Origin of the sequence: Rhizobium phaseoli (assembly GCF_010668805.1) — a bacterium.
Lineage (GTDB): Bacteria > Pseudomonadota > Alphaproteobacteria > Rhizobiales > Rhizobiaceae > Rhizobium > Rhizobium phaseoli_A.
This window is the reverse complement of the sequence record NZ_WUFT01000001.1, coordinates 396412-418570: the sequence shown is the minus strand read 5'-3', so window position 1 is coordinate 418570 and position 22159 is coordinate 396412. Positions and strand designations below refer to the sequence as shown.

Genomic DNA, 22159 nt, shown 5'->3' with positions numbered 1-22159 from the left:
GGACCCATGCCGCAAGCACTGCATTTGCGTTTCAAAGCGCAAAACGCTTTCCGTCCGGAATTGCGAGACCACTAACGCTCCATTGACGCAATCGCCCTGCACATCTCCCTGACCACCGCACTATCCGTCCGGTTCGCGCTCTTCGCCTCGACACCGAAGGCCACCGCGCGGGGATCGGCGCTTTCTATAGGTGAGCTGCAGGAACCATGGACCTCGCGAGCGCCGGTTGCCTGCAAGATGGCGGTGACATTGGCGGGGCGGATGCCGCTGCCGGGCATGATGGATATGCGCCCAGTCGCCTTTGCCGAGAGGCGTTTCAGGGTTTCGGTTCCGTCGGCCGCCTTCAGGGCGCAGCCGGAGGTCAGGATGCGCTCAACGCCGAGTTCGACCGCCTGTTCCAGCGCCTGATCGGCATCCGGCACCAGATCGAAAGCCCGATGCAAGGTCGACCCCAGGCCTGAAGCATGCGCCTTCAGGCGGTGGATCAGCGGCATGTCGAGCGTGCCATCCGGCCGGTTGGCGCCGATAACGACGCCGGCAAGGCCCGCGGCGCGCACGGCATCGATATCGAGCATCATCGCTTCCTCGTCCGCCCTGTCGAAGATGAAGGGACCGGCATGCGGGCGGATCATCGCGTAGACTGGTATGCGCGCCCTGGCGGCGATCCGCATCAGGCTCGGCAGCGGCGTCAGACCGCCGAGCTCCAGCGCCGAACAAAGCTCGATGCGGCCGGCGCCGCCCTCGATGGCGGCGGCGAGGCCGGCGGCACTATCCACACACACTTCCAGCAGGACGGTCACGCGGCACTCTCCCTGGCTTTGCCGCGTGCCATGGTCGGCGCGACAGTTTCAGACGTTATTCTCGCCGCCGCCTCGATGATGACGGCGCAGGCATCGGCGGCGGCTTTACGATGATTGAAGGCGACGTGATAGGACATCGGCAGATGCTCGTCGAGTTCGACGATGCGCACCTTGTCGGCGATCGGCATGGCGCTGACCCGGCCGAGGAAGGAGACATAGCCGTGATTGGCGACGAGGTCGACGATCACAGGCAGCGAATCCGCCGCCGTGATATCCCGGCTGCGCAAGCGCCGGTTCGGCGCACGCTCGTCGCTGAAGGCCATGGCCGCGTGGCCGAGGCCGGTGCGCGGGCTCGGCATGCAGATCGCGTGGGCAGAGACGAGATCGGCGACGGTGGTTTCGGTACTGAACGGCGGTGCGATCACCACCATCTCGGTCTGCAGCAGTTCGCGATGGCGGAAGCTTTCAAGGCCGAAGACCGAATCGAGGATCGCCACATCGATGCGGCCGCTCTTCAGCGCCTCGCGCAGATCGTCGGCGGTCATCGAAACCAGCGATATCGCATTGTTGTTGCGGCGCGCATTCCATTCGGAGACCAGCGAACCCAGGCAGCGCGCCACCCAGCTTTCCGATCCGGTGGGAATGATCGAGCCGATGCGTAGCGACCGGGCGGCGCGGCGATAGCGCTCGTCGGCCGATGACTTCAGATCGTTCCAGGCCTGGCTGATCGTCGTGAAGATCTGATAGGCGCGCCTGCCCTCCTCCGTCAGCACCGACCCCTGCGCCTGCCGCTCGAACAGGCGGTGACCTAGAAATTTCTCAAGATTGGCAAGCTGAAGCGAAAGCTGCGGCTGCCCCAAGCCAAGGCGGCGGGCGGCCCGATTGATGCTGCCCTGGTCGGCCACCTCAAGAAAACGCTCGATGGTGACGACCTTGACGGGGATGCGTGATGCCCAGGCCTCGCAAGTATCGGTGACCTCGGTGGCGTCCGCGGTCGTACCGTCATGGCCGGTCAATTGGCCAAGCTCACTGACCGCGGCGGTGATCGGCGCCAGGCCTTCCAGCACCCTGCCGCTGGCAATGAGCATGACCAGTTCACCGGAGGCGCGTTCCGTCAGCCTCATCGCCAGCTCGGTTTCGAGATGATGGATGGCCGCAGATACGGTCGAGGGCGACAGCTGGAAGCGCCGCCCCGTCTCGCGCACCGAGCCGGAGGTCAAAACATGGTGGGCGGTGAACAGGGCGCCAAGATGCAAACGAGCCACCTCCGAAAAGCGCTGGAAAAACCGGACGATATGATGTGTTCATGAAAAAAGATATCCCTGCTTTCGCAGAGGCGGGCTATCGTTTCGGCATAGAAAAATCCGGGCGGCGGAAATCCGCAACAGAGCACCGGAACATCGCGGAAACACGCAAGGGGACAAAAACAAATCGCGCCGGCCCTGGAAAAGGGAATGCGTTTCCGCGCGCGGAGGGGCATTCGCCGCCATAATCGCGGCGCGGCTGTAAATACTAAAGGGGGCTTGCATCGATTTTTCAGGCGTGCACGCTATTTCAACCACGCATGCAATTCCGGCATGATGCGATCTCATCGCGCTGGCCGGCGGTCTTCTTGTGCGCAAACCTCCCGCCGGGGGTTTGCGCACCTGCATAATGCAGCAATTCAAAGTGCTAACGGTGTCAACCAAGGGGATATTCCATGCTGAAGAAACTCGCACTCGCCGTCACGCTCTCCGCCTTCGCGGCGGGTGCGGCTCACGCCGCCGATGTCGTCGTCTCGTCGAAGATCGACACGGAGGGCACGCTGCTCGGCAACGTCATCGCGCTTGCGCTCGAAGCCAACGGCATCAAGACGCAGGACCGCATCGCGCTTGGCGCCACACCCGTCGTGCGCAAGGCGATCACCGCCGGCGAAATCGACATCTATCCTGAGTATACCGGCAATGCCGGCTTCTTCTTCAACAAGGCCGATGACGCCGCCTGGAAGAATATCGACCAGGGTTATGAGCTGGCAAAGAAGCTCGATTACGACGCCAACAAGATCGTCTGGCTGACGCCGTCGCCTGCCAACAACACCTGGGCGCTCGCCGTGCGCAGCGATGTTGCCCAACCGAACAAGCTGAAGAGCCTGACGGACTTCGGCAAATGGGTTGCCGGCGGCGGTGCCGCCAAACTTGCCGCCTCCGCCGAATTCGTCAATTCGGCAGGCGCGCTTCCCGCCTTCCAGACGACCTACGGTTTCCAGCTGAAGCCCGACCAGATGGTGGTTCTGTCCGGCGGCGACACGGCGGCGACGATCAAGGCGGCCGCCGACCAGACGAATGGCGTCAACACCGCCATGGTCTACGGCACGGACGGCGCGATCGAGGCGGCCGAACTGACCGTTCTCGAAGACGACAAGAACGTGCAGCAGGTCTATGCGCCGACCCCGATCATCCGCGAGGAGGTTCTGAAGGCCAATCCGAAGATCGAGGAAGTGCTTTCGCCGATCTTCAAGAGCCTGACCGCCGACGAATTGCGCAAGCTCAATGCCAAGATCCAGGTCGACGGCGAGCCGGCAAAGTCCGTCGCCGAAGCCTATCTGAAGGAAAAAGGCTTCCTGAAATAGTCATCACTCGCTCCGCCCGATTGCGGGCGGAGCCTCTCTTTGCTGATAGGGTTGGCCGGACGGGATTGCTCAGACAGGGTTGATTTGATGGAAGAAACCTCAGCGGTCCGCAGGCTGGACCGGCTCGGCGTGGTTCTGGTGGCCGGTGGCATCGCGGCGATGGCGCTGATGCCTTTCATCTACATCAAGGCGAACCGCATCGCCGCCGGCAAGCCGATGCTGCTGACGCAGCTTCTTCCCCAGCCCTCCGTCATCATCCTCACCGTGCTGCTCGTTCTCACCGCTGTCGCCACGCTGTTGCTGCGCAACGCCCTTGCCCGGCTTGCCATCGCCACACTCTGCCTTGCGGCGCTGATCGTTGCGATCGGCCTGGTCTCGACGGCGGCGACGCCGCCCGGCAGCACGGTGGCGCGGATGACGCCCGGCGGTGGTTTCTGGGCGCTGTTTGCGGTGATCGGGCTCGTCATCTCCGATGCGCTGGTGAAGATCCGGCTGGCGCCGTGGATGCGGGTCGCAGCCCTTGCGGCCTATGCGGCGCTGCTTTTCCTCTCGCTTTCCTCCGGCCTGCTCGACAGCCTGTCGATCATGAAGGAATTCTCGACGCGGGCGCCGCAATTCGAGACGGAAGCAATCTCGCATCTGCTGCTGGCCTTCGGGTCGCTGGCCATCGCCATTATTCTCGGGCTGCCGCTCGGCATCCTCTGTTTCTGGGTGCCGAAGCTGCGGGCGATCGTGCTGCAGGGGCTCAGCCTGATCCAGACGATCCCGAGCCTCGCACTGTTTGGACTGCTGATGCTGCCGCTCGGTTATCTCGCCACCCACGTGCCGCTGGCGGCTGCGATCGGCATTCGCGGCATCGGCACGGCGCCGGCACTGATCGCGCTGGTGCTCTATTCGCTGCTGCCGATCGTTGCCAACACCGTCGTCGGCCTTGAGGGCGTCGACCCTTCGGTGCGGGATGCCGCGGCCGGCATGGGTCTGACGCGGCGCCAGATCCTCACCGGCATCGACATGCCGCTTGCCTTTCCGGTCATCCTCACCGGCATCCGCATCGTGCTGGTGCAGGCCATCGGCATGGTGACGATCGCGGCGCTGATCGGCGGCGGCGGCTTCGGCATCTTCATCTTCCAGGGGCTCGGCCAGACGGCCATGGACCTCGTCCTGCTCGGCGCCGTGCCGACCGTGTTCTTCGCCTTCTCATCGGCCGTCATCCTCGATGCGGTCATCGACAGCATCCGGGGATCCGCCGCATGAGCATGATCGAGATCAGGAACGTCACCAAACGCTATGGCGCTGCCACCGTCGTCGACAATGTCTCGATGCGTGTCGAGAAGGGCGAGATCACCGTCATCGTCGGCACGTCGGGCTCCGGCAAATCGACGTTGATGCGGATGATCAACCGGCTGGTGCCGATCACCGAAGGTGAGATTTACGTCGGCGGGCAGAATGTCATCGACGTCGAGGTGACCGAGCTTCGCCGCAAGATCGGCTATGCCATCCAGGGACACGGCCTGTTTCCGCACCGCACCGTGGCGCAGAATATCGCCACCGTGCCGCAGCTTCTCGATTGGGAGTCCACACGTATTTCCAGGCGGGTCGAGGAACTGCTCGGATTGTTCAACCTCGACCCGGCAACCTTTGCCGACAAATATCCGCACCAGCTCTCCGGCGGACAGCAGCAGCGCGTCGGCGTCGCCCGGGCGCTGGCGGCCGAACCGGAACTGCTTCTGATGGACGAACCGTTCGGGGCGCTCGATCCGGTCATCCGCGGCAAGGCGCAGGACGATCTGCTGGCGATCCAGAAGCAGTTCGGCACGACGGTTATCCTTGTCACTCACGACATGGACGAGGCCTTCCATCTCGGCAACCAGATCGCGGTGATGAGCGAGGGCCGGCTGCTGCAATGCTCGACGCCGGAGAAGATCCTCACCGAACCGGCCGATCCCTTCGTCCAGCAATTGACCGGCACCTCCGACCGGGCGCTGAAGCTGATGTCGCTGCTGCCGCTGAAGGAGAGCATGGAACCGGCCAAAACAGGCCTCGCCTATACCTTGCCGCAGTCGCTCAGCCTGCGCGATGCGCTGGCCGAAATGATCTGGCAGGGTGTCGACGAGGCGACGGTGCAGGATGGCGAGAAGGCGCCTGTCGGATCGATCTCGATGACGCGGCTGCTCGAACTGGGCCGCAAGGCATGAAACTCGTCGTTGCCAATCTCTTCCGCCTGGCGGCGCTGGTCTTGCTGCTGATCCTGCTGTTCAGGACGGAATGGCTTTCCTTCCTGCTCGTGCCGCTGACCAGCAACAATGCGCCGGCCGTCTATACGCAGAACAGCCTTGCCTCGCTCGCCGCCGGCCATCTGCAGTTGGTGATCGGATCGATTGCCTGCAGCGCCGTGCTCGCCGTTGCCGGCGGCATCTTCGTCACCCGGGAAAGCGGTGCCGATTTCCTGCCGCTTTCGCGGGCCATCGCCAATGCCGGGCAGACCTTTCCGCCGGTCGCGGTGCTGGCGCTCGCCGTTCCCGCCACCGGCTTCGGCGCCATGCCGACGCTGATCGCGCTGTTTCTCTACGGGCTGCTGCCGATCTTCGAAAACACCGTCGCCGGCCTGAAGCAGGTGTCCCCGCAGGTTCTCGATGCCGCCGACGGCATGGGCATGAACGGCACCCAGCGGCTGCTGCGCGTCGAGCTGCCGCTGGCCCTGCCGCTGATCCTCGAAGGGCTGAAGGTCGCAACCGTGATCAATATCGGCACGGCGACGATCGGCTCGACGGTTGCGGCAAAGGGCCTCGGTGAGGTGATCATCGCCGGGCTGATTTCCGACAATACCGCCTTCATCCTGCAGGGCGGGCTAATCGTCGGCCTGATGGCGGTGCTGATCTATGACGCCATGGGCATGGTCGAAGCGGCGATCACCCGAAGAATCGGCTTGCGCACGGCGTAAGAGGACGAGTACCAAGACTGCCGTGATCGATGCATAATTCAAAGTTCTACGGCGTCCTTTGTGCGTCTAAAAAGACGCGCGGCACCGTGATGCAACGGGAGGCAGACTTGGCGAAGATGATCCACTCGATGATCCGGGTTCTCGACGAGGCGCGCTCGGTCGAGTTCTACGGTAGGGCCTTCGGCCTTTCGGTCGCCGACCGGGTCGATTTCGACACCTTCACGCTGATCTATCTGAGCAATTCCGAGACCGGCTTCGAGCTGGAATTGACGGTCAACAAGGGCCGGACCGCGCCCTATGATCTCGGCAACGGCTATGGCCATCTCGCCATCTCCGTCGAAGAGGTGGCGGTCGAGCGCGAACGGCTGGCGAAACTGGGGCTGAAGCCCGGCGAGTTGGTAGAGCTCAACCGCGACGGCAGGCTGTTCGGCCTGTTCTTCTTCATCAGCGATCCCGACGGCTACAAGATCGAGGTGCTGCAGCGCCACGGCCGGTTTCTCTGAGCGATCTGACGCCGCGCCCGATCGCGGCGGCACCCTTCCCAAAACACCTCATCCCACAGCTTCGAGCGGCATAATCAGGAGCCATCCATGATCGAGAAGACCACGCTGAATTCCGGCTGGGCGCTCTCCTGCAGCAACGATACAGCAAGGTCCGGCCTGCCTGATGCCATCCCTGCAACGGTGCCGGGCTGCGTGCATCTCGACCTTCTCGCCAGCCGGCTGATCGCCGATCCCTATATCGACGTCAACGAGATCACCAATGACTGGATCGGCAAAACTGACTGGAGCTATCGCTGCCGCTTCGAGGCAACGCCTGACGATGGCAGGGTGCAGGAGCTGGTCTTCGACGGGCTCGATACGATCGCGACGATCGCGCTCAACGGCGAAGAGATCGGCCGCACATTCAATATGAACCGCACCTATCGTTTCGATGTTTCGAGATTGCTGAAGGCCGGCCGGAACGACCTCAGCGTCACCTTCCGTTCCGCCTATGCCCATGGCGCCGAGATGGAGAGGCATTACGGCTACCGTCCCAACAATTATCCGGGACCGGGCAATCTGATGCGCAAGATGGCCTGCAATTTCGGCTGGGACTGGGGGCCGACGCTGGTGACGGCGGGCCTGTGGAAACCGGTCAGGCTGGAAAGCTGGGATCGGGCGCGGCTTGCCGAAACACGGGTGTCGGCCACGCTTGCCGGCGGCGACGGGCTGGTGAAGGTGCATGCGATTGTGGCGCGGCATGGCGACGGGGCGGCATGCCGGCTTGTCGCGACAATCGGCGGCATGACCAAGACGGTTACGATTGGCGCCGGCGAAGAGGAGGTTTCTTTCGAGCTTACCCTCCCCTCGCCGCAGCTTTGGTGGCCGCACCATCTCGGCGCGCAGCCGCTTTATTCCCTGACGCTTGAACTCGTCGACGATGCCAGCGGCGATCTGCTCGACACTTACGAACGCGAACTCGGTTTCCGCTCGCTTAGGCTCGACACCGCGGCCGACGCGCATGGCTCCGCCTTTACCTTCGTCATCAACGACGTGCCGCTGTTCATCGCCGGCGCAAACTGGATTCCGGACGATTGTTTTCCGTCGCGGGTGACGGTGGAGCGTTATGCCGGGCGGATCGAGGAGGCCAAGGCTGCTAATATCCATATGCTTCGCGTCTGGGGCGGCGGCATCTTCGAGCGCGACGAATTCTACGAAGCCTGCGACCGCATGGGCATGCTGGTCTGGCAGGATTTCCTCTTTGCCTGCGCCGCCTATCCGGAGGACGAGCCGCTGAGAAGCGAGGTCGAGGCTGAAGTGCGCGACAATGTCGTGCGGCTGATGCCGCATGCCAGCCTGATCCTCTGGAACGGCAATAACGAGAATATCTGGGGCTTCGACGAATGGGGCTGGCGGCCGATCATCAAGGCAGGCGAAAGCTGGGGGCTCGGTTATTATCTCGACCTGCTGCCGAGGCTTTGCGCCGAACTCGACCCCGACCGGCCCTATTATCCCGGCAGCCCTTATTCCGGCTCGATGGAGATCGAACCCAATGCCGACGGCCATGGCTGCAAACATATCTGGGACGTCTGGAACGATGTCGGCTACGAGGTCTACCGCAATTATATCCCGCGCTTCTGCTCCGAATTCGGCTGGCAGGCGCCGGCCGCCTGGGCGACGATCGAAGAGAGCGTGCATGATCAGCCGCTGACGCCGCAATCGAACGGCGTCTTTCACCATCAGAAGGCCACCCAAGGCAATGACAAGCTGATCCGCGGTCTCGCCGGCCATCTGCCGGAGCCAAAGACGATGGACGACTGGCACTTCGCCACTCAGCTCAACCAGGCCCGCGCCATCCGCTTCGGCATCGAGCACATGCGGTCGCACCGGGATATCTGCAAGGGTGCGGTGGTCTGGCAGTTCAACGACTGCTGGCCGGTGACCTCATGGGCGGCGCTGGATTCGGCCGGCCGCCGCAAGCCGCTCTGGTATGCGCTGAAGGCCGCCTATGATCCACGCCTGCTGACCATTCAGCCGCGCGGCGACGGACTGGCGGCAGTGGCGGTCAATGAACGCACGCTGTTCTGGCGGGCGAAGATCAGCGGCCGGCGTTTGCGGCTCGACGGCAGCGTGCTGGCCGAATTCGAATTCTGGCGGCTGCTCTGCGACCGCTTCGAGGCCAAGGAATTTCCACTGCCCAAGGATATCGTTAGGACAGACTTACCGAAGGACGAGGTTATCGTCGTCGAAATGCTCGACAGGCGGGCCTTCCATTATTTCGTCGAGGATATCGAACTCGCCCTGCCGGCGCCGCGGCTGAGCGTCGATGTCAGCGCGATCGATGGCGGCTTTGCGGTTGCGGTCACGGCTGAGAGTTTCCTGAAGGATCTCTGCCTGATGGCGGATCGGCTGGACCCGGATGCTGTGGTCGACACGATGCTGGTGACGCTGCTGCCGGGCGAGAGCCATGTGTTTGCGGTAAAGACGGGCAAGAGGATCGTTGCGGAGGACATCACGATCGGCACAGTGCTGCGGTCGGCCAATGATCTTGTGGCGGGGCGCTAAAAAGGGCTGCCACAACATCTCGATTCCCTTTTCTCCCCTTGGAGAGAAGGGACATGCCGCTCCGTCCCCGCTCCTTGCAACCATTGCAAGGCACGTCTCCTCTCCAGCCGCTCCAACCACGAAAAAGGCCCCGCATCGCACGGGGCCCTTCCAGTTCGGCCTATCGGACGACGTTACATCCAGTAGGGCGGCACGCCGTAGTAATCGTAAACCCGGCGGCCATTGTCGTTGTACCAGCTGTCGTCATCGTCCGCATAGCTCGGGGCGCCTTCGATCTGTTCCTTGGTCAGGTCGATGCGGTAGCCATCCAGCTGGGTGTCGTAGTTCAGCTTTTCCCAGGGAAGCGGATAGTGATCGTGACCGATGCCGAGGAAGCCGCCGAAGCTCAGCACGGCATAGGCGACGCGGCCGTCGAGCTTGCCGATGATCAGCCGTTCGATCGAGCCGATATGCCTGCCGTCGGCGCCATAGACACGGGTGCCTTCGACGCGGTCGCTGGCGATCAGCGAATGCGTGCTCTTGGCGTCCGGGTCACGGCGGTTGGCGTCAGTTTCCTGATTGAGCATGATGCATCTCCTTTGGGTTTCCTCGGATTGGGTATGCAGGATCAACGTCATGGCGGGTTCAAAGTTCCCTCTCCGGCAAGATTGCGCGATCGGCGATCGTTGACGTTTACGTCAAGGTTAGTATAGCTTCATTCGGCTTGAACCATTCGAGCAATGGCATAAGCTGCCGGACTGGAAGATGGAGGATCTTTCGGTCGATCTGCCGACCGATCGTCGGCGCGGCGGCCGCAAGGGAGAGAGACACGATGAACAGCATTTCCGTCCATCCGAACGCAGCCAAGCCTGAAAAACCCTGGCTTGCCGCCTATCCGGATGTGGTTCCGGCCGAGCTTCCGCCGCTGGAATATGCCTCGCTGGCGGAACTGCTGGAAAAATCCTGTGCCCGCTACGCCGACCGGACCGCCTTTGCCAGCATGGGCAAGGCAATGAGCTACCGCGAGCTGGAGAGCCAGACGCGCAAGGTCGCTGCCTGGCTGCAGAGCACTGGCCTTCAAAAGGGCGACCGCGTCGCCGTGATGATGCCGAACGTGCTGCAGAACCCGGTCGCGACCTACGCCATCCTCAGGGCCGGTCTCGTCGTCGTCAACGTCAACCCGCTCTATACGCCGCGCGAGCTCGAGCACCAGCTGCGCGATTCCGGCGCCAAGGCGATCTTCGTGCTGGAGAATTTTGCCCGCACGGTCGAGCAGGTTCTGAACAAGACCGACCTTCGCCATGTCGTCGTCACCTCGCTCGGCGAAATGCTGGGGGTCAAGGGGCTGATCGTCAATTTCACCGTGCGCAAGGTGAAGAAGCTCGTTCCTTCATGGTCGATCCCTGAGCACAAGAGCTTCGCCCAGGTGCTGCGCGAAGGCGGGAAAAAAGCCCTCCAACCGGTCGCGCTTACGGGCAGCGACATCGCTTTCCTCCAATATACCGGCGGCACGACGGGTGTTGCCAAGGGCGCGGTGCTGACGCATGCAAACCTGCTTGCCAACAAACTGCAGCTGTCGCTCTGGCTGCGCTCGGCCTTCGAGCGCAAGAAGCAGCCCGAGGTGCTGAATTTCCTCTGCGCTTTGCCGCTCTACCACATCTTCGCGCTGACGGTGAATTCGCTGATGGGCATGTCGCTCGGCGCCCGCAACATCCTGATCGCCAATCCGCGCGACATTCCCGGCCTCGTCAAGGAATTCGGCAAGTCCGACGTGCATATCTTCCCCGGCCTCAACACGCTGTTCAACGCGCTGATGAACAATGCCGATTTCGCCAAGCTCGATTTCTCGCCGCTGATCATGTCGCTCGGCGGCGGCATGGCCGTGCAGCGCCCGGTCGCCGAACGTTGGCTGACGATCACGGGGACGCCGGTGACGGAGGGCTACGGCCTTTCCGAGACCTCGCCGGTTGCCACCGCCAACCGTTTCGATTCGGCCGAGTTCACCGGCACGATCGGCCTGCCGATGCCCTCCACCGACCTCGATATCCGCGATGAGGACGGCCATTCGCTGCCGCTCGGCGATGTCGGCGAGATCTGCATTCGCGGGCCGCAGGTGATGGCCGGATATTGGCAGAAGCCGGAGGAAACGGCGCGGGTGATGACCGAGGACGGCTATTTCCGCTCGGGCGACATGGGCTACATGGACGCACGCGGCTTTACCAAGATCGTCGACCGCAAGAAGGATATGATCCTCGTTTCAGGCTTCAACGTCTATCCGAACGAGATCGAGGAAGTCGCCGCCATGCATGCCGGCATCCTCGAGGCAGCCGCCATTGGCGTGCCGGACGGGCATTCGGGGGAGGCGGTCAAACTCTTCGTGGTCAGGAAGGACCCGAAGCTGACGGAAGCCGAGGTGAAAGCCCATTGCATCGCCAACCTCACCAATTACAAGCGCCCGCGCTTCATCGAATTCCGCACCGAGTTGCCAAAGTCGCCTGTTGGTAAGATCCTGCGCAAGGACCTGCGCGGCTAATTTAACAACCTCATGAAATTGACGGTCATCCGTTCGCCGCGGATGGCTTTTTTGTATCTGGAGCGGTGGCTGAACTTGATTTGCCCCCGATAAAGCGAATAGTTTCCGCAACCTTTCCGCCTCCAGAGGAGCCTCCCATGAACGCCATCGTCGAACAGCTGAAAAGCACCGCTGATGCCACCAAGGCAACCGATATCCGTGCCGCCTTCGCCGCCGATTCCCAGCGCTTTTCGCGCTTTTCGGTTTCGTTTGACGATCTGTTGATGGATTTTTCCAAGACGGCGGTGAACGACGACATCCTCAAGCTGCTGGTCAAGCTTGCCGAAGAGGGCGGCGTCGAAAAGAAGCGCGAGGAGATGTTCTCCGGCAAGGGGATCAATTTCACCGAGGATCGCGCCGTTCTGCACACCGCGCTGCGCAACCGTTCCAACACGCCGGTTCTGGTCGACGGCAAGGACGTCATGCCCGACGTCAATTCCGTGCTCGCCGCCATGGGCAAGTTTGCCGACGACATCCGCTCCGGCACACTGAAGGGCGCCACCGGCAAGGCGATCACCGATGTCATCAATATCGGCATCGGCGGCTCGGATCTCGGCCCGGTGATGGCGACGCTGGCGCTTGCCCCGTTCCATGACGGCCCGCGGGCGCATTTCGTATCCAACATCGACGGCGCCCATATCGCCGATATCCTCAAGCTGGTGCAGCCTGAGACGACGCTGTTCATCGTCGCCTCGAAGACCTTCACCACCGTGGAGACGATGACCAATGCGCAGACGGCGCGCAATTTCATCGCCAAGGCGCTTGGCGAAGCGGCCGTGCAGCACCACTTCGCCGCCGTCTCGACGGCGCTCGACAAGGTTTCTGCCTTCGGCATCGACAGCGCCCGCGTCTTCGGCTTCTGGGACTGGGTCGGCGGCCGCTATTCGATCTGGTCGGCGATCGGCCTGCCGCTGATGATTGCCGTCGGTCCGGATAATTTCGGCAAGTTCCTCGACGGCGCTCATGCCATAGACAATCACTTCCGTAAGGCGCCGATTACCGAGAACCTGCCGATGCTGCTCGGCCTGATCGGCTTCTACCATCGCAACGTGCTCGGTTATTCCACCCGCGCCATCCTGCCCTACGACCAGCGGCTGTCGCGTTTCCCCGCCTATCTGCAGCAGCTCGACATGGAATCGAACGGCAAGGGCGTCACCATCGACGGCACGCCGGTCGAGGGAAATTCCGGCCCGGTCGTCTGGGGCGAACCCGGCACCAACGGCCAGCACGCCTTCTACCAGCTGATCCACCAGGGCACGAGCATCATCCCGGCCGAATTCATGATCGCCGCCAATGCCTTCGAGCCGGAACTGCGCCATCAGCACCAGCTGCTGATCTCCAACGTTCTCGCCCAATCGGAAGCGCTGATGAAGGGCCGCACCTTCGACGAAGCCAAGAAGCAGCTGACCGACAAGGGCATGGACGACAAAAAGGCCGATTTCATCGCCCCGCACCGCGTCTTCCAGGGCAACAGGCCGTCGATCACCTTCGTCTACGACAAGCTCACCCCTTACGCGCTCGGCCGCCTGATCGCGCTTTATGAACACCGGGTCTTCGTCGAAGGCGTGCTCTTCCGCATCAACTCCTTCGACCAGTGGGGCGTCGAGCTCGGCAAGGAGCTGGCAACGGGCCTGCTGCCGGTTGTCGAAGGTAAAGAGAGTGCCGCATCGCACGACTCTTCGACCCAGGGCCTGGTTGCGGCGCTGGCAAAGCTTACGAAGTAGGCGTTCTGGATTGTCCCTCACCCTGACCCTTTCCCCGCCTGCGGGGCGAGGGACGTGCCATACGTGGTGTAGGCGGGGAACGAGAGGTCGCGGCCCCTTCACCCCGTTTACTCCGAAGGACGGCGGCGGCAGCCGGATGAGGGACGGACCCGCCCCGCCCCCGCCCTCAAGAGCGGAAGCGCAGGTTCCGCCGGCTCAATTGGCTGACCGTGGTGCAGCCCATCAGCTTCATGTCGCGCTCGATCTCGGTGCGCATCGTCTGCAGCGCCCGTTCAACGCCGGGCTGTCCGGCGGCGGCAAGCGGGAAGAGATAGTAGCGGCCGAGGCCGACGGCTTTTGCCCCCAGCGACAAGGCCTTGAGGACATGCGTTCCGCGTTGCACGCCGCCATCCATCATGACGTCGATGCGATCGCCGACGGCATCGACGATCTCGGCCAACTGGTCGAAAGCGCTGCGTGAGCCGTCGAGCTGGCGGCCGCCATGGTTCGACAGCACGATGCCGGTGCAGCCGATCTCGACCGCACGCTTGGCGTCTTCGACCGACATGATGCCCTTCAGGCAGAACTGCCCGCCCCAGGCGCGCACCATCGCCGCCACGTCGTCCCAGGACATCGAGGGGTCGAGCATTTCGGTGAAGTATCGGCTGATCGACAGCGAGCCGCCGTCCATCTTGACGTGGTTTTCGAGCTGCGGCAGCCTAAAGCGCTCATGCGTCAGCCAGTCGATCGCCCAGGAAGGTTTGATGGCGAACTGCGTCATGCCGGCAAGATTGAGCTTGAAGGGAATGGCAAAACCAGTGCGCTTGTCGCGCTCGCGGTTGCCGCCGGTAATGCTGTCGACGGTCAGCATCATCGCCTGCACGCCGGCATTTTTCGCCCGCGCCATCATCTCGTGGTTGAGGCCGCGGTCCTTGTGGAAATAGAACTGATAGATCTGCGGCCCGTCGCTGATCTGCCGGGCTTCCTCCAGGCTGATCGTGCCGAGCGAGGAGACGCCGAACATCGTGCCGTGTTTTGCCGCCGCTGCCGCGACCGCCCGCTCCCCCTGGTGGTGAAAGAGCCGCTGCAGCGCCGTCGGCGAGCAATAGACCGGCATGGCCAGCTTCTGGCCCATGACCGTCACCGACATGTCGACCTCGGCCACGCCCCTCAGAACGTCGGGCACCAGATCGCAATTCTCGAAGGCCGCGGTATTGCGCCGATAGGTCACCTCGTCATCGGCGGCGCCATCGATATAGTCGAAGATCGGTCCGGGAAGACGACGTTTGGCCATGCGCCGGAAATCGTGAAAATTATAGCAGTCTGTAAGGCGCATCTTTTGCTCGACCCGTTTGCTTTTCGGGCCGCAACCTAAAGCACGATTCGAAAGCTTGCCAAGGCTTCATCGTGCGATTTACGGCTTGTTGGAGTGGATATCGCACTCATGGGCGAGATTCCGCCTGACCCGCCGCGTGAGATGGCGAATGACTGCCACCGGCCGTTCGGATACGTCGACGCGCCTCAGGCCTCGCCGTGGCACGATCATGTGCGGGAGCTTGATCGCCGACGCCAGACCGAGCCCTGCCAGCAAGCGCAGGCAAGACGATGCCGACCGCTCGAGCCCGGGCGCGCTTACGAGTTGGGCAGACCGGCTTCGCCGGCCCCCTCATCCGCCCTACGGGCACCAACCGGGGTCGAGCCATAGGTCTCGACCCGTCCGTTGGACCCCCGCTGGGAGAAGAGGGAATCGAGCCGCTGCGGCATCCTCTTTCGCCCGCTTGCGGGAGCCCTAAGGACGATGGCGGCCGCGGAATGAAGACCCCGGCTTAAACCTTAAAGCCCGATCTCATGCGCCCAGGGCGGGTTGGCGCCGGCACGCGACACGGTGACGGCCGCTGCCTTCGCACCCAACGTCAGGGCGTTGCGGAGCGCCTGCTCGTCGAGCGAGGCGACCTGTGCCTTGGTCAGCAGATTGTCCATCTTCAGCGAGGCCAGCACGCCGGCATCGAAGGTATCGCCGGCGCCGACGGTGTCGACCACCGTGACGCGCTGGCTGGGCACCGTCACCTTACGCTCTTTGGTGTAGCCGGAGGCGCCTTCGGCACCCTTGGTGATGACGACCAGCTTGGCGCCGTGGTTCAGCCAGTGGGCGGCGAGCGTATCGTGGTCGCCTGAAAGCCCGAACCAGTCGAGATCATCGTCGGAGAATTTGACGATGTCGGATTTGGCGGCCATGCGCTTGATACGAGCCATATGCGCCGGCTTGTCCTTGATGAAACCGGGGCGAATGTTCGGGTCGAGCGAGATGACACGGCTTGCGGCTTCTCGATCGAGCAGCGCTTCGTAGGTTTCGCCGCAGGGGCTGGGGATCAGGCTGATCGCGCCGAAATGCAGCGCTTCGCAATCATCGCCAAGGACAGGCAGGTTGGCCTCGGTGATCATCCGGCCGGCCGTGCCCTCGTCGTAGAAAGCATAGGTCGCCTGACCGTTGACCAGCTTGACGAAGGCAATGGTCGAGGGGCGCGGGGTGATGGCGCAGGGGCTGTAATCGACATTGGCGGCCTTCAGCGTCGCCAGCAGGATTTCTCCCATCATGTCATCGGCAATGCCGGTGAAAAAGGCGGTGGGGATGCCGAGGCGGCCGAGCGCGATGGCGGTATTGAAGATCGCGCCGCCGGCATAGGGGGCAAAGCCCTTTTCACCAAGGGTCGTGTCCCTCGGCAGCATGTCGATCAAGGCTTCGCCGCAGCACAAAATCATCAGATTCCTCCCAACAGACCTATACGTTCATCAACCGATAAAGCGAGCTTTTGTCAACAGACTAGAGCGAAAGCTCACTTACGCCACCATTCCGTCCCGACCAGGCCAGCGGCGCATCGAGGAAGGCTTCGACCTCCTCGAGCGTCTTGCCGTCGAACAGCTTCTGCGCCTTGGCGACGGCCAGGACATTACGCCAGGTGGCGATGTGATGCAGCCGGACCTTGCCGTCGGTAAAACGCTGTTGGCCGAAGATGTCGTAAAAAAACAGGGCGATGCCGTGATCGACGACGCCGCCGGCGGCGCGGACGGCATCGATGAATTTGAACATGCTGCCGCCGGCCGTCGTCAGGTCCTCGATGACCAGCACGCGCGAGCCTTCCGGCATGTTGCCCTCGATCTGGGCATTGCGGCCATGGCCCTTCGGCTGCTTGCGGACATAGATCATCGGCAGGCCGAGGCGATCGGCAAGCAGGGCGGCGAAGGGGATGCCGGCGGTCTCGCCGCCGGCGATGCAATCGAACTGTTCGAAGCCGGCATCGCGCAGCAGGGTGCTGGCGGCGAAATCCATCACCGTCGAGCGGATGCGCGGAAAGGAAAGCAGCTTGCGGCAATCGATATAGACCGGGCTCGCCATGCCGGACGAGAGTTTGTAAGGCGCTCCCGCATTGAAATGCACCGCCTTGATTTCCCAGAGCATCTTGGCCACCAGTTCGGCCATCACGGCGCGGTCGGGAAATGTGGTCTGGATCATGCGGCTCTCCTTCGGCTCGGTTCCCTGCGGGAATAGCAGCAAGAGCCCTGAGTTTCCAGACGCTGGACGATCGTATTAGCGCAACAGACGGCCGATATCGGCTCCCTGCATCTTCTTGAACAGGGCAATCGCCGCATCGCCCTCCTTGGCACCAAGCGAAACGGCATAACGCACGGCGGCGGCAAGCAGCTGCATCGTCAGCCGCGCGATCGCCAGAAGTTCGTCGCGGTCGCGATCCGGCCACAGGCGGGCGAGCACAGCGAGCAATGCCTGGGCGTGAAATTCCATGTCCTCGGCATCGATCTGCTGCAGCAGCTTGTCGGTATAGGTTGCGTGCCAGATGTCGCGCATCACCGGCTCGCGGCGGAAAAAGGCGTAATATTCGTCGGCGATATTGGCAAGCGCGCCGGTGAGCGCCGCAGCGTCGGTCACCTCAGCCAGTTCCGCCTCGACGCAGCGCCTGCCCTCCTCGTTGAAGCGCTCGGCCAATGTGCGGATGATCGCGCTCTTGTCGGGGAAATATTGGTAAAGCGCGCCGAAGGACAGGCCGGCCTTTTCGACGATCTCACTCATCTTCAAGCCGTCGCTGCCATGGCTTTCGATCAGTTCGGCGGCGACGGCGAGGATCTTTTCGAAGCGGTCGCGGCCACGCTGCTGGCTGGGGATGCGGCGCGGCTGGCCGGTATGTTGCGGCTGACGCCTGCGTGTTGCGACCGGCTGCTGCGACATCGTCTGCTCCTCAGGTTGACAAATAAAATAAGAGAGTTTATCTCATTTGGCAAATGAGAGAGTTTCTCTTGTTTCAAACCCTTTGGAAGGAGCTTCGACATGCAGATCGTCCTCATCCTTTCGCTCGTCGCCGCGGCAATCGGCAGCGGCCTCGTCGCCGGCATCTTCTTCGCCTTCTCAACCTTCATCATGACCGCCTTCGCCAGAATCCCGGCAGAACAGGGCATTGCGGCGATGAACGCGATCAATGTGACGATCGTCCGCTCGCCGTTCATGGCCCTCTTCGTGCCGACGGCGATCCTCTGCATCGTCATATCAGTGCTCGCCCTGATCGACTGGCGCGGCGGCGCCTCGACGCTGATGCTGGCAGGTGCTGCCCTCTATCTCCTCGCCTCCTTCCTCTCGACCATCATCTTCAACGTGCCGATGAATGATGCGCTGGGGAAGGTGAGCGGCAGCGGGGCGGAGGCAGTCGAGCTCTGGATGGCCTATGTCAGGGACTGGACGTGGTGGAACCATGTGCGGACAGTGGCCTCGCTGCTCGCCTCGGTCGCCTTCGTCAGGGCGCTGATGATGGTTTGAGAAAGCGGTGCCGGTGGCCACGCGGGCTCACCACCCTTACCAAGTCAATTTAGGCCGTGACTGACATTGTCTGGTTTCACTAGCGGATGGCGCCTCTGACCGTGCGCTGCGTTGTGAATGGTTTCCCGTGCCTACCCCACTCTCCGTCATCCCAGGCTCAAGGCCTGGGATGACGGAGAGTGGGGTAGGCGTTGTTGCCAAACTCGCCGTAGGCGTGCAGAGACGCACCGCAGCGGGTGCTTCATTCGGCCGGCACTTACCACGCCCTCCCTCCTGTCCTCTGGCTTCGACCCGGGGGGTGTCACAGGGGGGGGCAGCGGACTTTGCCAGCCCCGCCTATGCCTGCTCGCAAAAGGCGATGCGGTTGCTGAAGGGGTCGGTGACGGTCATCTCAAGTCCCCAGGGCGCCTCTTCCACGCCGGGCTTCACATAGCGGTAGTCCTTGCCGGAAAGTTCGGCGTGATAGGCGCGCACATTGGCGACGCGGACGAAGGCTTTGGCGCCGGGGCTGGCGTCGCCGGAGTGTTCGCTCAAATGCAGCGCCATGCCGTCGCGCGAGACCTGGCAATAGAGCGGGAAGTTTTCGCCGAAGCGGTGCTCCCAATCGAGATGGAAGCCGAGGAAACCGCAATAGAATTCCATGGCTTTCTCGACCGAGAAGATGCGGAAGATCGGCGTCGGCGGCTGGATGCCAATAGCGGAGCGGGAAGCACCCGCCGCATCGATCTTGGCCGAGAGGATATTCCATTGCTCGAGCCCGAACTGCCGGGCGACGATTTCGAGGGTCTCGCTGTGGCTCAGCGAAATATCACGGTCGGCAAGGGCCTGCCGCAATGTCTTTGCCATGAGCTTGGCATCGCGAAAGTCGCGCATATCTCATCCTTCCGTTGGCGGCAAACAGGACGATCAGTGCCCGCGTCTGCTGACCCGTTCGCCATCGATCGCCAAACGGCAAGGGATGTGAAGGATTTTTCTGGATGCATTCACCATAACGCAGAAGCGTCGCGGGGCGGCTGGCCGCATCCGGCCAGGGGCGATATTATGAGAGGAACAATCAGGAATCAAGACGCGGTGCGCGCCACTTCGACGGGAACGGCCTGCAGGTGGCCGGCGAGCTCGACCCGGTTGCGGCCGCCCCGCTTGGCGGCGTAGAGCGCCTTGTCGGCAGCACTCAGCATGGCATCGAAATCCAGGCTTTTGGCGCGCCCGGGCGCAACGCCAACGCTGACGGTGCATTTCAGCACCTCGTCGTCGATCGGAATCTCGCGCGCCTCGAAAGCCCTGCAGATGCGCTCGGCCGCCAGTTCCGCCCGGCCGGGCATGGTCTCCTTCAACACCAGCGCGAACTCCTCGCCGCCCAACCGCGCGGCGATGTCGCCGGGGCGGCAATGGCCGGCGAGTTCGCCGGCGAAAACCGTGAGCACGCGGTCGCCGCTCGCATGGCCGAAGCGGTGGTTGACGGATTTGAAGTGGTCGATATCGAAGACGATGACGGCGGTGGTCGAGCCCATCGGGCGCGTGCCGTATTGATCGAACAGGGCGCGGCGGTTGAGCAGCCCGGTCAGCGGATCGGTGATCGCCTCGAGCCGATGGCGGGCGGCGAGCCGCCACTGGTGCAGTGCCAGCGACAGCGCGCCGATCCCGGTCATGCCGGCGATGCAGACGGCAAGGCTCAGATCCTCGGCCCAGTTGTTCGGCGCCTTGCCGAGTACCAGCTTGCCGTCGGAAATCAGCACGGCGGCGCAGAGCACGAAGGAGATCGCCGTCAGCGTATAGAGCGCGGTCAGGCCGAGGATCGGCGCCGGCGCTTCGGCGCGGGCGAGCCAATATTGCCGGGCGGTGGCAAAGAGCAGCAAAGCGATGGCAAGATTGTCAGCGATGAAGGCCAGGCCGTCATAACCTGCCAGCAGCGGCCCTACCGAAAGGGCAATCGCGGCCAGAGCCCGGATCGCGATGGCCGGCAAAGCCAGCCGTCCGGTGAGAAACTGTCTGCCGGCACCCCATATGGTGGCAAAACCGGCATGAAACAGCACGAAATTGGCCACACCCAGCCATATCTCTGGCCTGTTGACATAAGCGCCGTAGACAAAAATGCCGGCAATGACGAAGACCAGGCCGATGGCCGCGGTGAGCAGCACGGTTTCGGCCCGACGCACCAGCCAGCTCCCCATCAAGGTCACGGCAAGGCATGCCGTGGAAACGCCCAGCGCCAGCAACAGGGAGTTATAGTCAAGCATCATGCTCTTTTCAGTCTCCGCGACTGCAGCCAGGCCGATAATCCTGGCAACCTATGTGACCTGAAGTGAGGAATGTCTTATGCATTCCGTTAAAAAATGATGCACTGCACACAGAAATGTAGGGCGGTAACCTGGGCTTCAGGGCATAGGGAACCGGTTTCATGAATATCAGCGAAGACCCCTCCCCAACCCCTCCCCACAAGGGGGAGGGACTTGGATGCCGCCGGGCCGCATTTCATTTTGCCGTTTCATCCGCGGAAAGGTTTAGGCGTGTCGCGGTCGGCCGCCGCGCATTAGCCCCTCCTTCTTGTGGGGAGGGGTCGGGGCGGGGTCTTACTCCCGTTTTAAATTGAAATTCTGCGGCTGCGCTTACGCCACCACCTGCCAATGCAGCGGGAACATCGGATCGAACACTGTTACCGGGCCGGCGCCGGTTTCGATCCTGGCGGGGAAGACGACCGGCTCGGCCTGTTTTTCCAGGGTTATGCGGTCCTCGTTAGGCTCCAGCCCGTACCAGGCGGGGCCGTTCAGCGAGACGAAGGCTTCGAGATTTTCCAGCGCGGCCTCCTGTTCGAAGACATGGGCAAGGCAGCTCATCGTGTTGACCGAGGTGTAGATGCCGGCGCAGCCGCAGGCGCATTCCTTCAGCGGGTCGACATGCGGGGCGGAATCGGTGCCGAGGAAGAAGCGTGGATCGCCGCTGACGGCCGCGGCGCGCAGCGCCAGCCGATGGTTCTCGCGCTTGGCGACCGGCAGGCAGTAATAATGCGGGCGGATGCCGCCGACCAGGATGGCGTTGCGGTTGATGATCAGATGGTGGGTGGTGATCGAGCCGGCGAGATTGGCCTTGGCTGCCTTGATGTAGTCGATACCATCCGATGTCGTCACATGCTCCATCGTCACCTTCAGCTCGGGCAGGCGTCGGCGCAGCGGATCGAGCACGGTGTCGATGAAGACGGCTTCACGGTCGAAAATATCGACTTCAGGCGTCGTCACCTCGCCGTGGACGCAGAGCGGCAGGCCGATCTTTGCCATGCGCTCCAGCACCGGCATCGCCTTTTCCATATCGCGCACGCCGCCATGCGAGTTGGTCGTGGCGCCGGCCGGGTAGAGCTTGACGGCGGTGATCAGGCCGCTCCTGGCGCCTGCCTCGACATCGTCGGGGCTGGTATGCTCGGTGAGATAAAGCGTCATCAGCGGCTGAAAACGATGGCCGGCCGGCAGCGCTTTCAGGATGCGCTGGCGATAGGCCGTCGCATCCGATGTGGTGACGACGGGCGGCACCAGATTGGGCATGATGATGGCGCGGGCGAAGGTGCGGCTCGTATCGGCGATCACGCCTTCCAGCATTGCGCCGTCGCGCAGATGCAGGTGCCAGTCGTCAGGGCGGCGGATGGTGATCGATTGCATGGCAGGCCTCCGAAGCGATGCGTCTGCGGCTTCGAATAAC

At 62.8% G+C, this 22159-nt stretch carries 20 protein-coding genes; 10 read left to right on the top strand and 10 right to left on the bottom strand.

Annotated features, from left to right (window positions below; translation table 11 throughout):
• Nucleotides 1-71: 71 nt before the first annotated feature.
• Together GR197_RS02175 and GR197_RS02170 are read right to left on the bottom strand one after the other, a co-directional pair.
• Nucleotides 72-800, bottom strand: a complete 729-nt coding sequence (locus tag GR197_RS02175) for a copper homeostasis protein CutC (protein ID WP_164006388.1) — start codon at nt 798-800, stop codon at nt 72-74.
• Nucleotides 797-2056, bottom strand: a complete 1260-nt coding sequence (locus GR197_RS02170) for a LysR family transcriptional regulator (RefSeq protein WP_164006387.1) — start codon at nt 2054-2056, stop codon at nt 797-799. Before GR197_RS02170 ends, GR197_RS02175 begins: the two co-directional genes overlap by 4 nt.
• 50 nt (nt 2057-2106) lie before the next feature.
• On the opposite strand from GR197_RS02170, the gene GR197_RS02165 reads away from it, so the two are divergent.
• From GR197_RS02165 to GR197_RS02135, 7 genes are all read left to right on the top strand, one after another.
• Nucleotides 2107-2292: an acetyltransferase gene (locus tag GR197_RS02165; protein ID WP_204330005.1), complete on the top strand. Its 186-nt coding sequence runs from the start codon at nt 2107-2109 to the stop codon at nt 2290-2292.
• A 207-nt stretch (nt 2293-2499) separates the two neighbouring features.
• Nucleotides 2500-3408 (top strand): glycine betaine ABC transporter substrate-binding protein OsmF, encoded by a 909-nt coding sequence (gene osmF / locus GR197_RS02160; protein ID WP_007633609.1) that lies wholly within the window; start codon nt 2500-2502, stop codon nt 3406-3408.
• A gap of 87 nt (nt 3409-3495) precedes the next feature.
• Entirely contained in the window at nt 3496-4662 is a 1167-nt protein-coding gene (locus GR197_RS02155; protein ID WP_164006385.1) for an ABC transporter permease, read from the top strand.
• Nucleotides 4659-5603, top strand: a complete 945-nt coding sequence (locus GR197_RS02150) for an ABC transporter ATP-binding protein (protein WP_164006384.1) — start codon at nt 4659-4661, stop codon at nt 5601-5603. Before GR197_RS02155 ends, GR197_RS02150 begins: the two co-directional genes overlap by 4 nt.
• Nucleotides 5600-6349 (top strand): ABC transporter permease, encoded by a 750-nt coding sequence (locus GR197_RS02145; protein WP_164006383.1) that lies wholly within the window; start codon nt 5600-5602, stop codon nt 6347-6349. Before GR197_RS02150 ends, GR197_RS02145 begins: the two co-directional genes overlap by 4 nt.
• 107 nt (nt 6350-6456) lie before the next feature.
• Entirely contained in the window at nt 6457-6852 is a 396-nt protein-coding gene (locus GR197_RS02140; protein ID WP_164006382.1) for a VOC family protein, read from the top strand.
• 87 nt (nt 6853-6939) lie between these two features.
• On the top strand, nt 6940-9396 hold the full coding sequence (locus tag GR197_RS02135) for a glycoside hydrolase family 2 protein (protein ID WP_164006381.1): 2457 nt from the start codon (nt 6940-6942) through the stop codon (nt 9394-9396).
• A 173-nt stretch (nt 9397-9569) separates the two neighbouring features.
• Here the strand turns inward: GR197_RS02135 and GR197_RS02130 are convergent, their stop codons facing one another.
• Nucleotides 9570-9962, bottom strand: coding sequence for a PRC-barrel domain-containing protein (locus GR197_RS02130; protein WP_003588818.1), 393 nt, complete (start codon nt 9960-9962; stop codon nt 9570-9572).
• A gap of 245 nt (nt 9963-10207) precedes the next feature.
• Between GR197_RS02130 and GR197_RS02125 the strand changes: the two genes are divergently transcribed.
• Together GR197_RS02125 and pgi are read left to right on the top strand one after the other, a co-directional pair.
• Complete coding sequence (locus GR197_RS02125) at nt 10208-11908, top strand: long-chain fatty acid--CoA ligase (RefSeq protein ID WP_164006380.1); 1701 nt, start codon at nt 10208-10210, stop codon at nt 11906-11908.
• 137 nt (nt 11909-12045) lie between these two features.
• Nucleotides 12046-13671, top strand: coding sequence for a glucose-6-phosphate isomerase (pgi, locus tag GR197_RS02120; RefSeq protein ID WP_164006379.1), 1626 nt, complete (start codon nt 12046-12048; stop codon nt 13669-13671).
• A gap of 166 nt (nt 13672-13837) precedes the next feature.
• Here the strand turns inward: pgi and GR197_RS02115 are convergent, their stop codons facing one another.
• The 4 genes from GR197_RS02115 to GR197_RS02095 all read right to left on the bottom strand — a co-directional run bounded on the left by GR197_RS02115 (nt 13838) and on the right by GR197_RS02095 (nt 17890).
• Entirely contained in the window at nt 13838-14986 is a 1149-nt protein-coding gene (locus tag GR197_RS02115) for an alpha-hydroxy acid oxidase (RefSeq protein ID WP_164006378.1), read from the bottom strand.
• A 497-nt stretch (nt 14987-15483) separates the two neighbouring features.
• Nucleotides 15484-16410, bottom strand: a complete 927-nt coding sequence (locus tag GR197_RS02105) for a carbohydrate kinase family protein (protein WP_164006377.1) — start codon at nt 16408-16410, stop codon at nt 15484-15486.
• Nucleotides 16411-16471: 61 nt separating this feature from the next.
• Complete coding sequence (locus GR197_RS02100) at nt 16472-17161, bottom strand: orotate phosphoribosyltransferase (RefSeq protein ID WP_164006376.1); 690 nt, start codon at nt 17159-17161, stop codon at nt 16472-16474.
• Nucleotides 17162-17236: 75 nt separating this feature from the next.
• Nucleotides 17237-17890, bottom strand: a complete 654-nt coding sequence (locus GR197_RS02095; RefSeq protein ID WP_164006375.1) for a TetR/AcrR family transcriptional regulator — start codon at nt 17888-17890, stop codon at nt 17237-17239.
• 99 nt (nt 17891-17989) lie between these two features.
• On the opposite strand from GR197_RS02095, the gene GR197_RS02090 reads away from it, so the two are divergent.
• Nucleotides 17990-18472, top strand: coding sequence for a DUF1772 domain-containing protein (locus GR197_RS02090; RefSeq protein WP_164006374.1), 483 nt, complete (start codon nt 17990-17992; stop codon nt 18470-18472).
• A 336-nt stretch (nt 18473-18808) separates the two neighbouring features.
• Here GR197_RS02090 and GR197_RS02085 read toward each other — a convergent pair whose 3' ends face one another.
• The 3 genes from GR197_RS02085 to pyrC all read right to left on the bottom strand — a co-directional run bounded on the left by GR197_RS02085 (nt 18809) and on the right by pyrC (nt 22119).
• On the bottom strand, nt 18809-19345 hold the full coding sequence (locus GR197_RS02085) for a glyoxalase superfamily protein (RefSeq protein ID WP_164006373.1): 537 nt from the start codon (nt 19343-19345) through the stop codon (nt 18809-18811).
• Nucleotides 19346-19533: 188 nt separating this feature from the next.
• On the bottom strand, nt 19534-20712 hold the full coding sequence (locus tag GR197_RS02080) for a GGDEF domain-containing protein (protein WP_164006372.1): 1179 nt from the start codon (nt 20710-20712) through the stop codon (nt 19534-19536).
• A 366-nt stretch (nt 20713-21078) separates the two neighbouring features.
• Nucleotides 21079-22119 (bottom strand): dihydroorotase, encoded by a 1041-nt coding sequence (gene pyrC, locus GR197_RS02075; RefSeq protein WP_164006371.1) that lies wholly within the window; start codon nt 22117-22119, stop codon nt 21079-21081.
• Nucleotides 22120-22159 lie beyond the last annotated feature (40 nt).

Coding starts and splice junctions, on each gene's coding strand:
- GR197_RS02165 (WP_204330005.1), top strand. CDS start 2,107: ATGAAAAAAGATATCCCTGCTTTCGCAGAGGCGGGCTATCGTTTCGGC.
- osmF (WP_007633609.1), top strand. CDS start 2,500: ATGCTGAAGAAACTCGCACTCGCCGTCACGCTCTCCGCCTTCGCGGCG.
- GR197_RS02155 (WP_164006385.1), top strand. CDS start 3,496: ATGGAAGAAACCTCAGCGGTCCGCAGGCTGGACCGGCTCGGCGTGGTT.
- GR197_RS02150 (WP_164006384.1), top strand. CDS start 4,659: ATGAGCATGATCGAGATCAGGAACGTCACCAAACGCTATGGCGCTGCC.
- GR197_RS02145 (WP_164006383.1), top strand. CDS start 5,600: ATGAAACTCGTCGTTGCCAATCTCTTCCGCCTGGCGGCGCTGGTCTTG.
- GR197_RS02135 (WP_164006381.1), top strand. CDS start 6,940: ATGATCGAGAAGACCACGCTGAATTCCGGCTGGGCGCTCTCCTGCAGC.
- GR197_RS02130 (WP_003588818.1), bottom strand. CDS start 9,962: ATGCTCAATCAGGAAACTGACGCCAACCGCCGTGACCCGGACGCCAAG.
- GR197_RS02125 (WP_164006380.1), top strand. CDS start 10,208: ATGAACAGCATTTCCGTCCATCCGAACGCAGCCAAGCCTGAAAAACCC.
- pgi (WP_164006379.1), top strand. CDS start 12,046: ATGAACGCCATCGTCGAACAGCTGAAAAGCACCGCTGATGCCACCAAG.
- GR197_RS02115 (WP_164006378.1), bottom strand. CDS start 14,986: ATGCGCCTTACAGACTGCTATAATTTTCACGATTTCCGGCGCATGGCC.
- GR197_RS02105 (WP_164006377.1), bottom strand. CDS start 16,410: ATGATTTTGTGCTGCGGCGAAGCCTTGATCGACATGCTGCCGAGGGAC.
- GR197_RS02100 (WP_164006376.1), bottom strand. CDS start 17,161: ATGATCCAGACCACATTTCCCGACCGCGCCGTGATGGCCGAACTGGTG.
- GR197_RS02095 (WP_164006375.1), bottom strand. CDS start 17,890: ATGTCGCAGCAGCCGGTCGCAACACGCAGGCGTCAGCCGCAACATACC.
- GR197_RS02090 (WP_164006374.1), top strand. CDS start 17,990: ATGCAGATCGTCCTCATCCTTTCGCTCGTCGCCGCGGCAATCGGCAGC.
- GR197_RS02085 (WP_164006373.1), bottom strand. CDS start 19,345: ATGCGCGACTTTCGCGATGCCAAGCTCATGGCAAAGACATTGCGGCAG.
- GR197_RS02080 (WP_164006372.1), bottom strand. CDS start 20,712: ATGATGCTTGACTATAACTCCCTGTTGCTGGCGCTGGGCGTTTCCACG.
- pyrC (WP_164006371.1), bottom strand. CDS start 22,119: ATGCAATCGATCACCATCCGCCGCCCTGACGACTGGCACCTGCATCTG.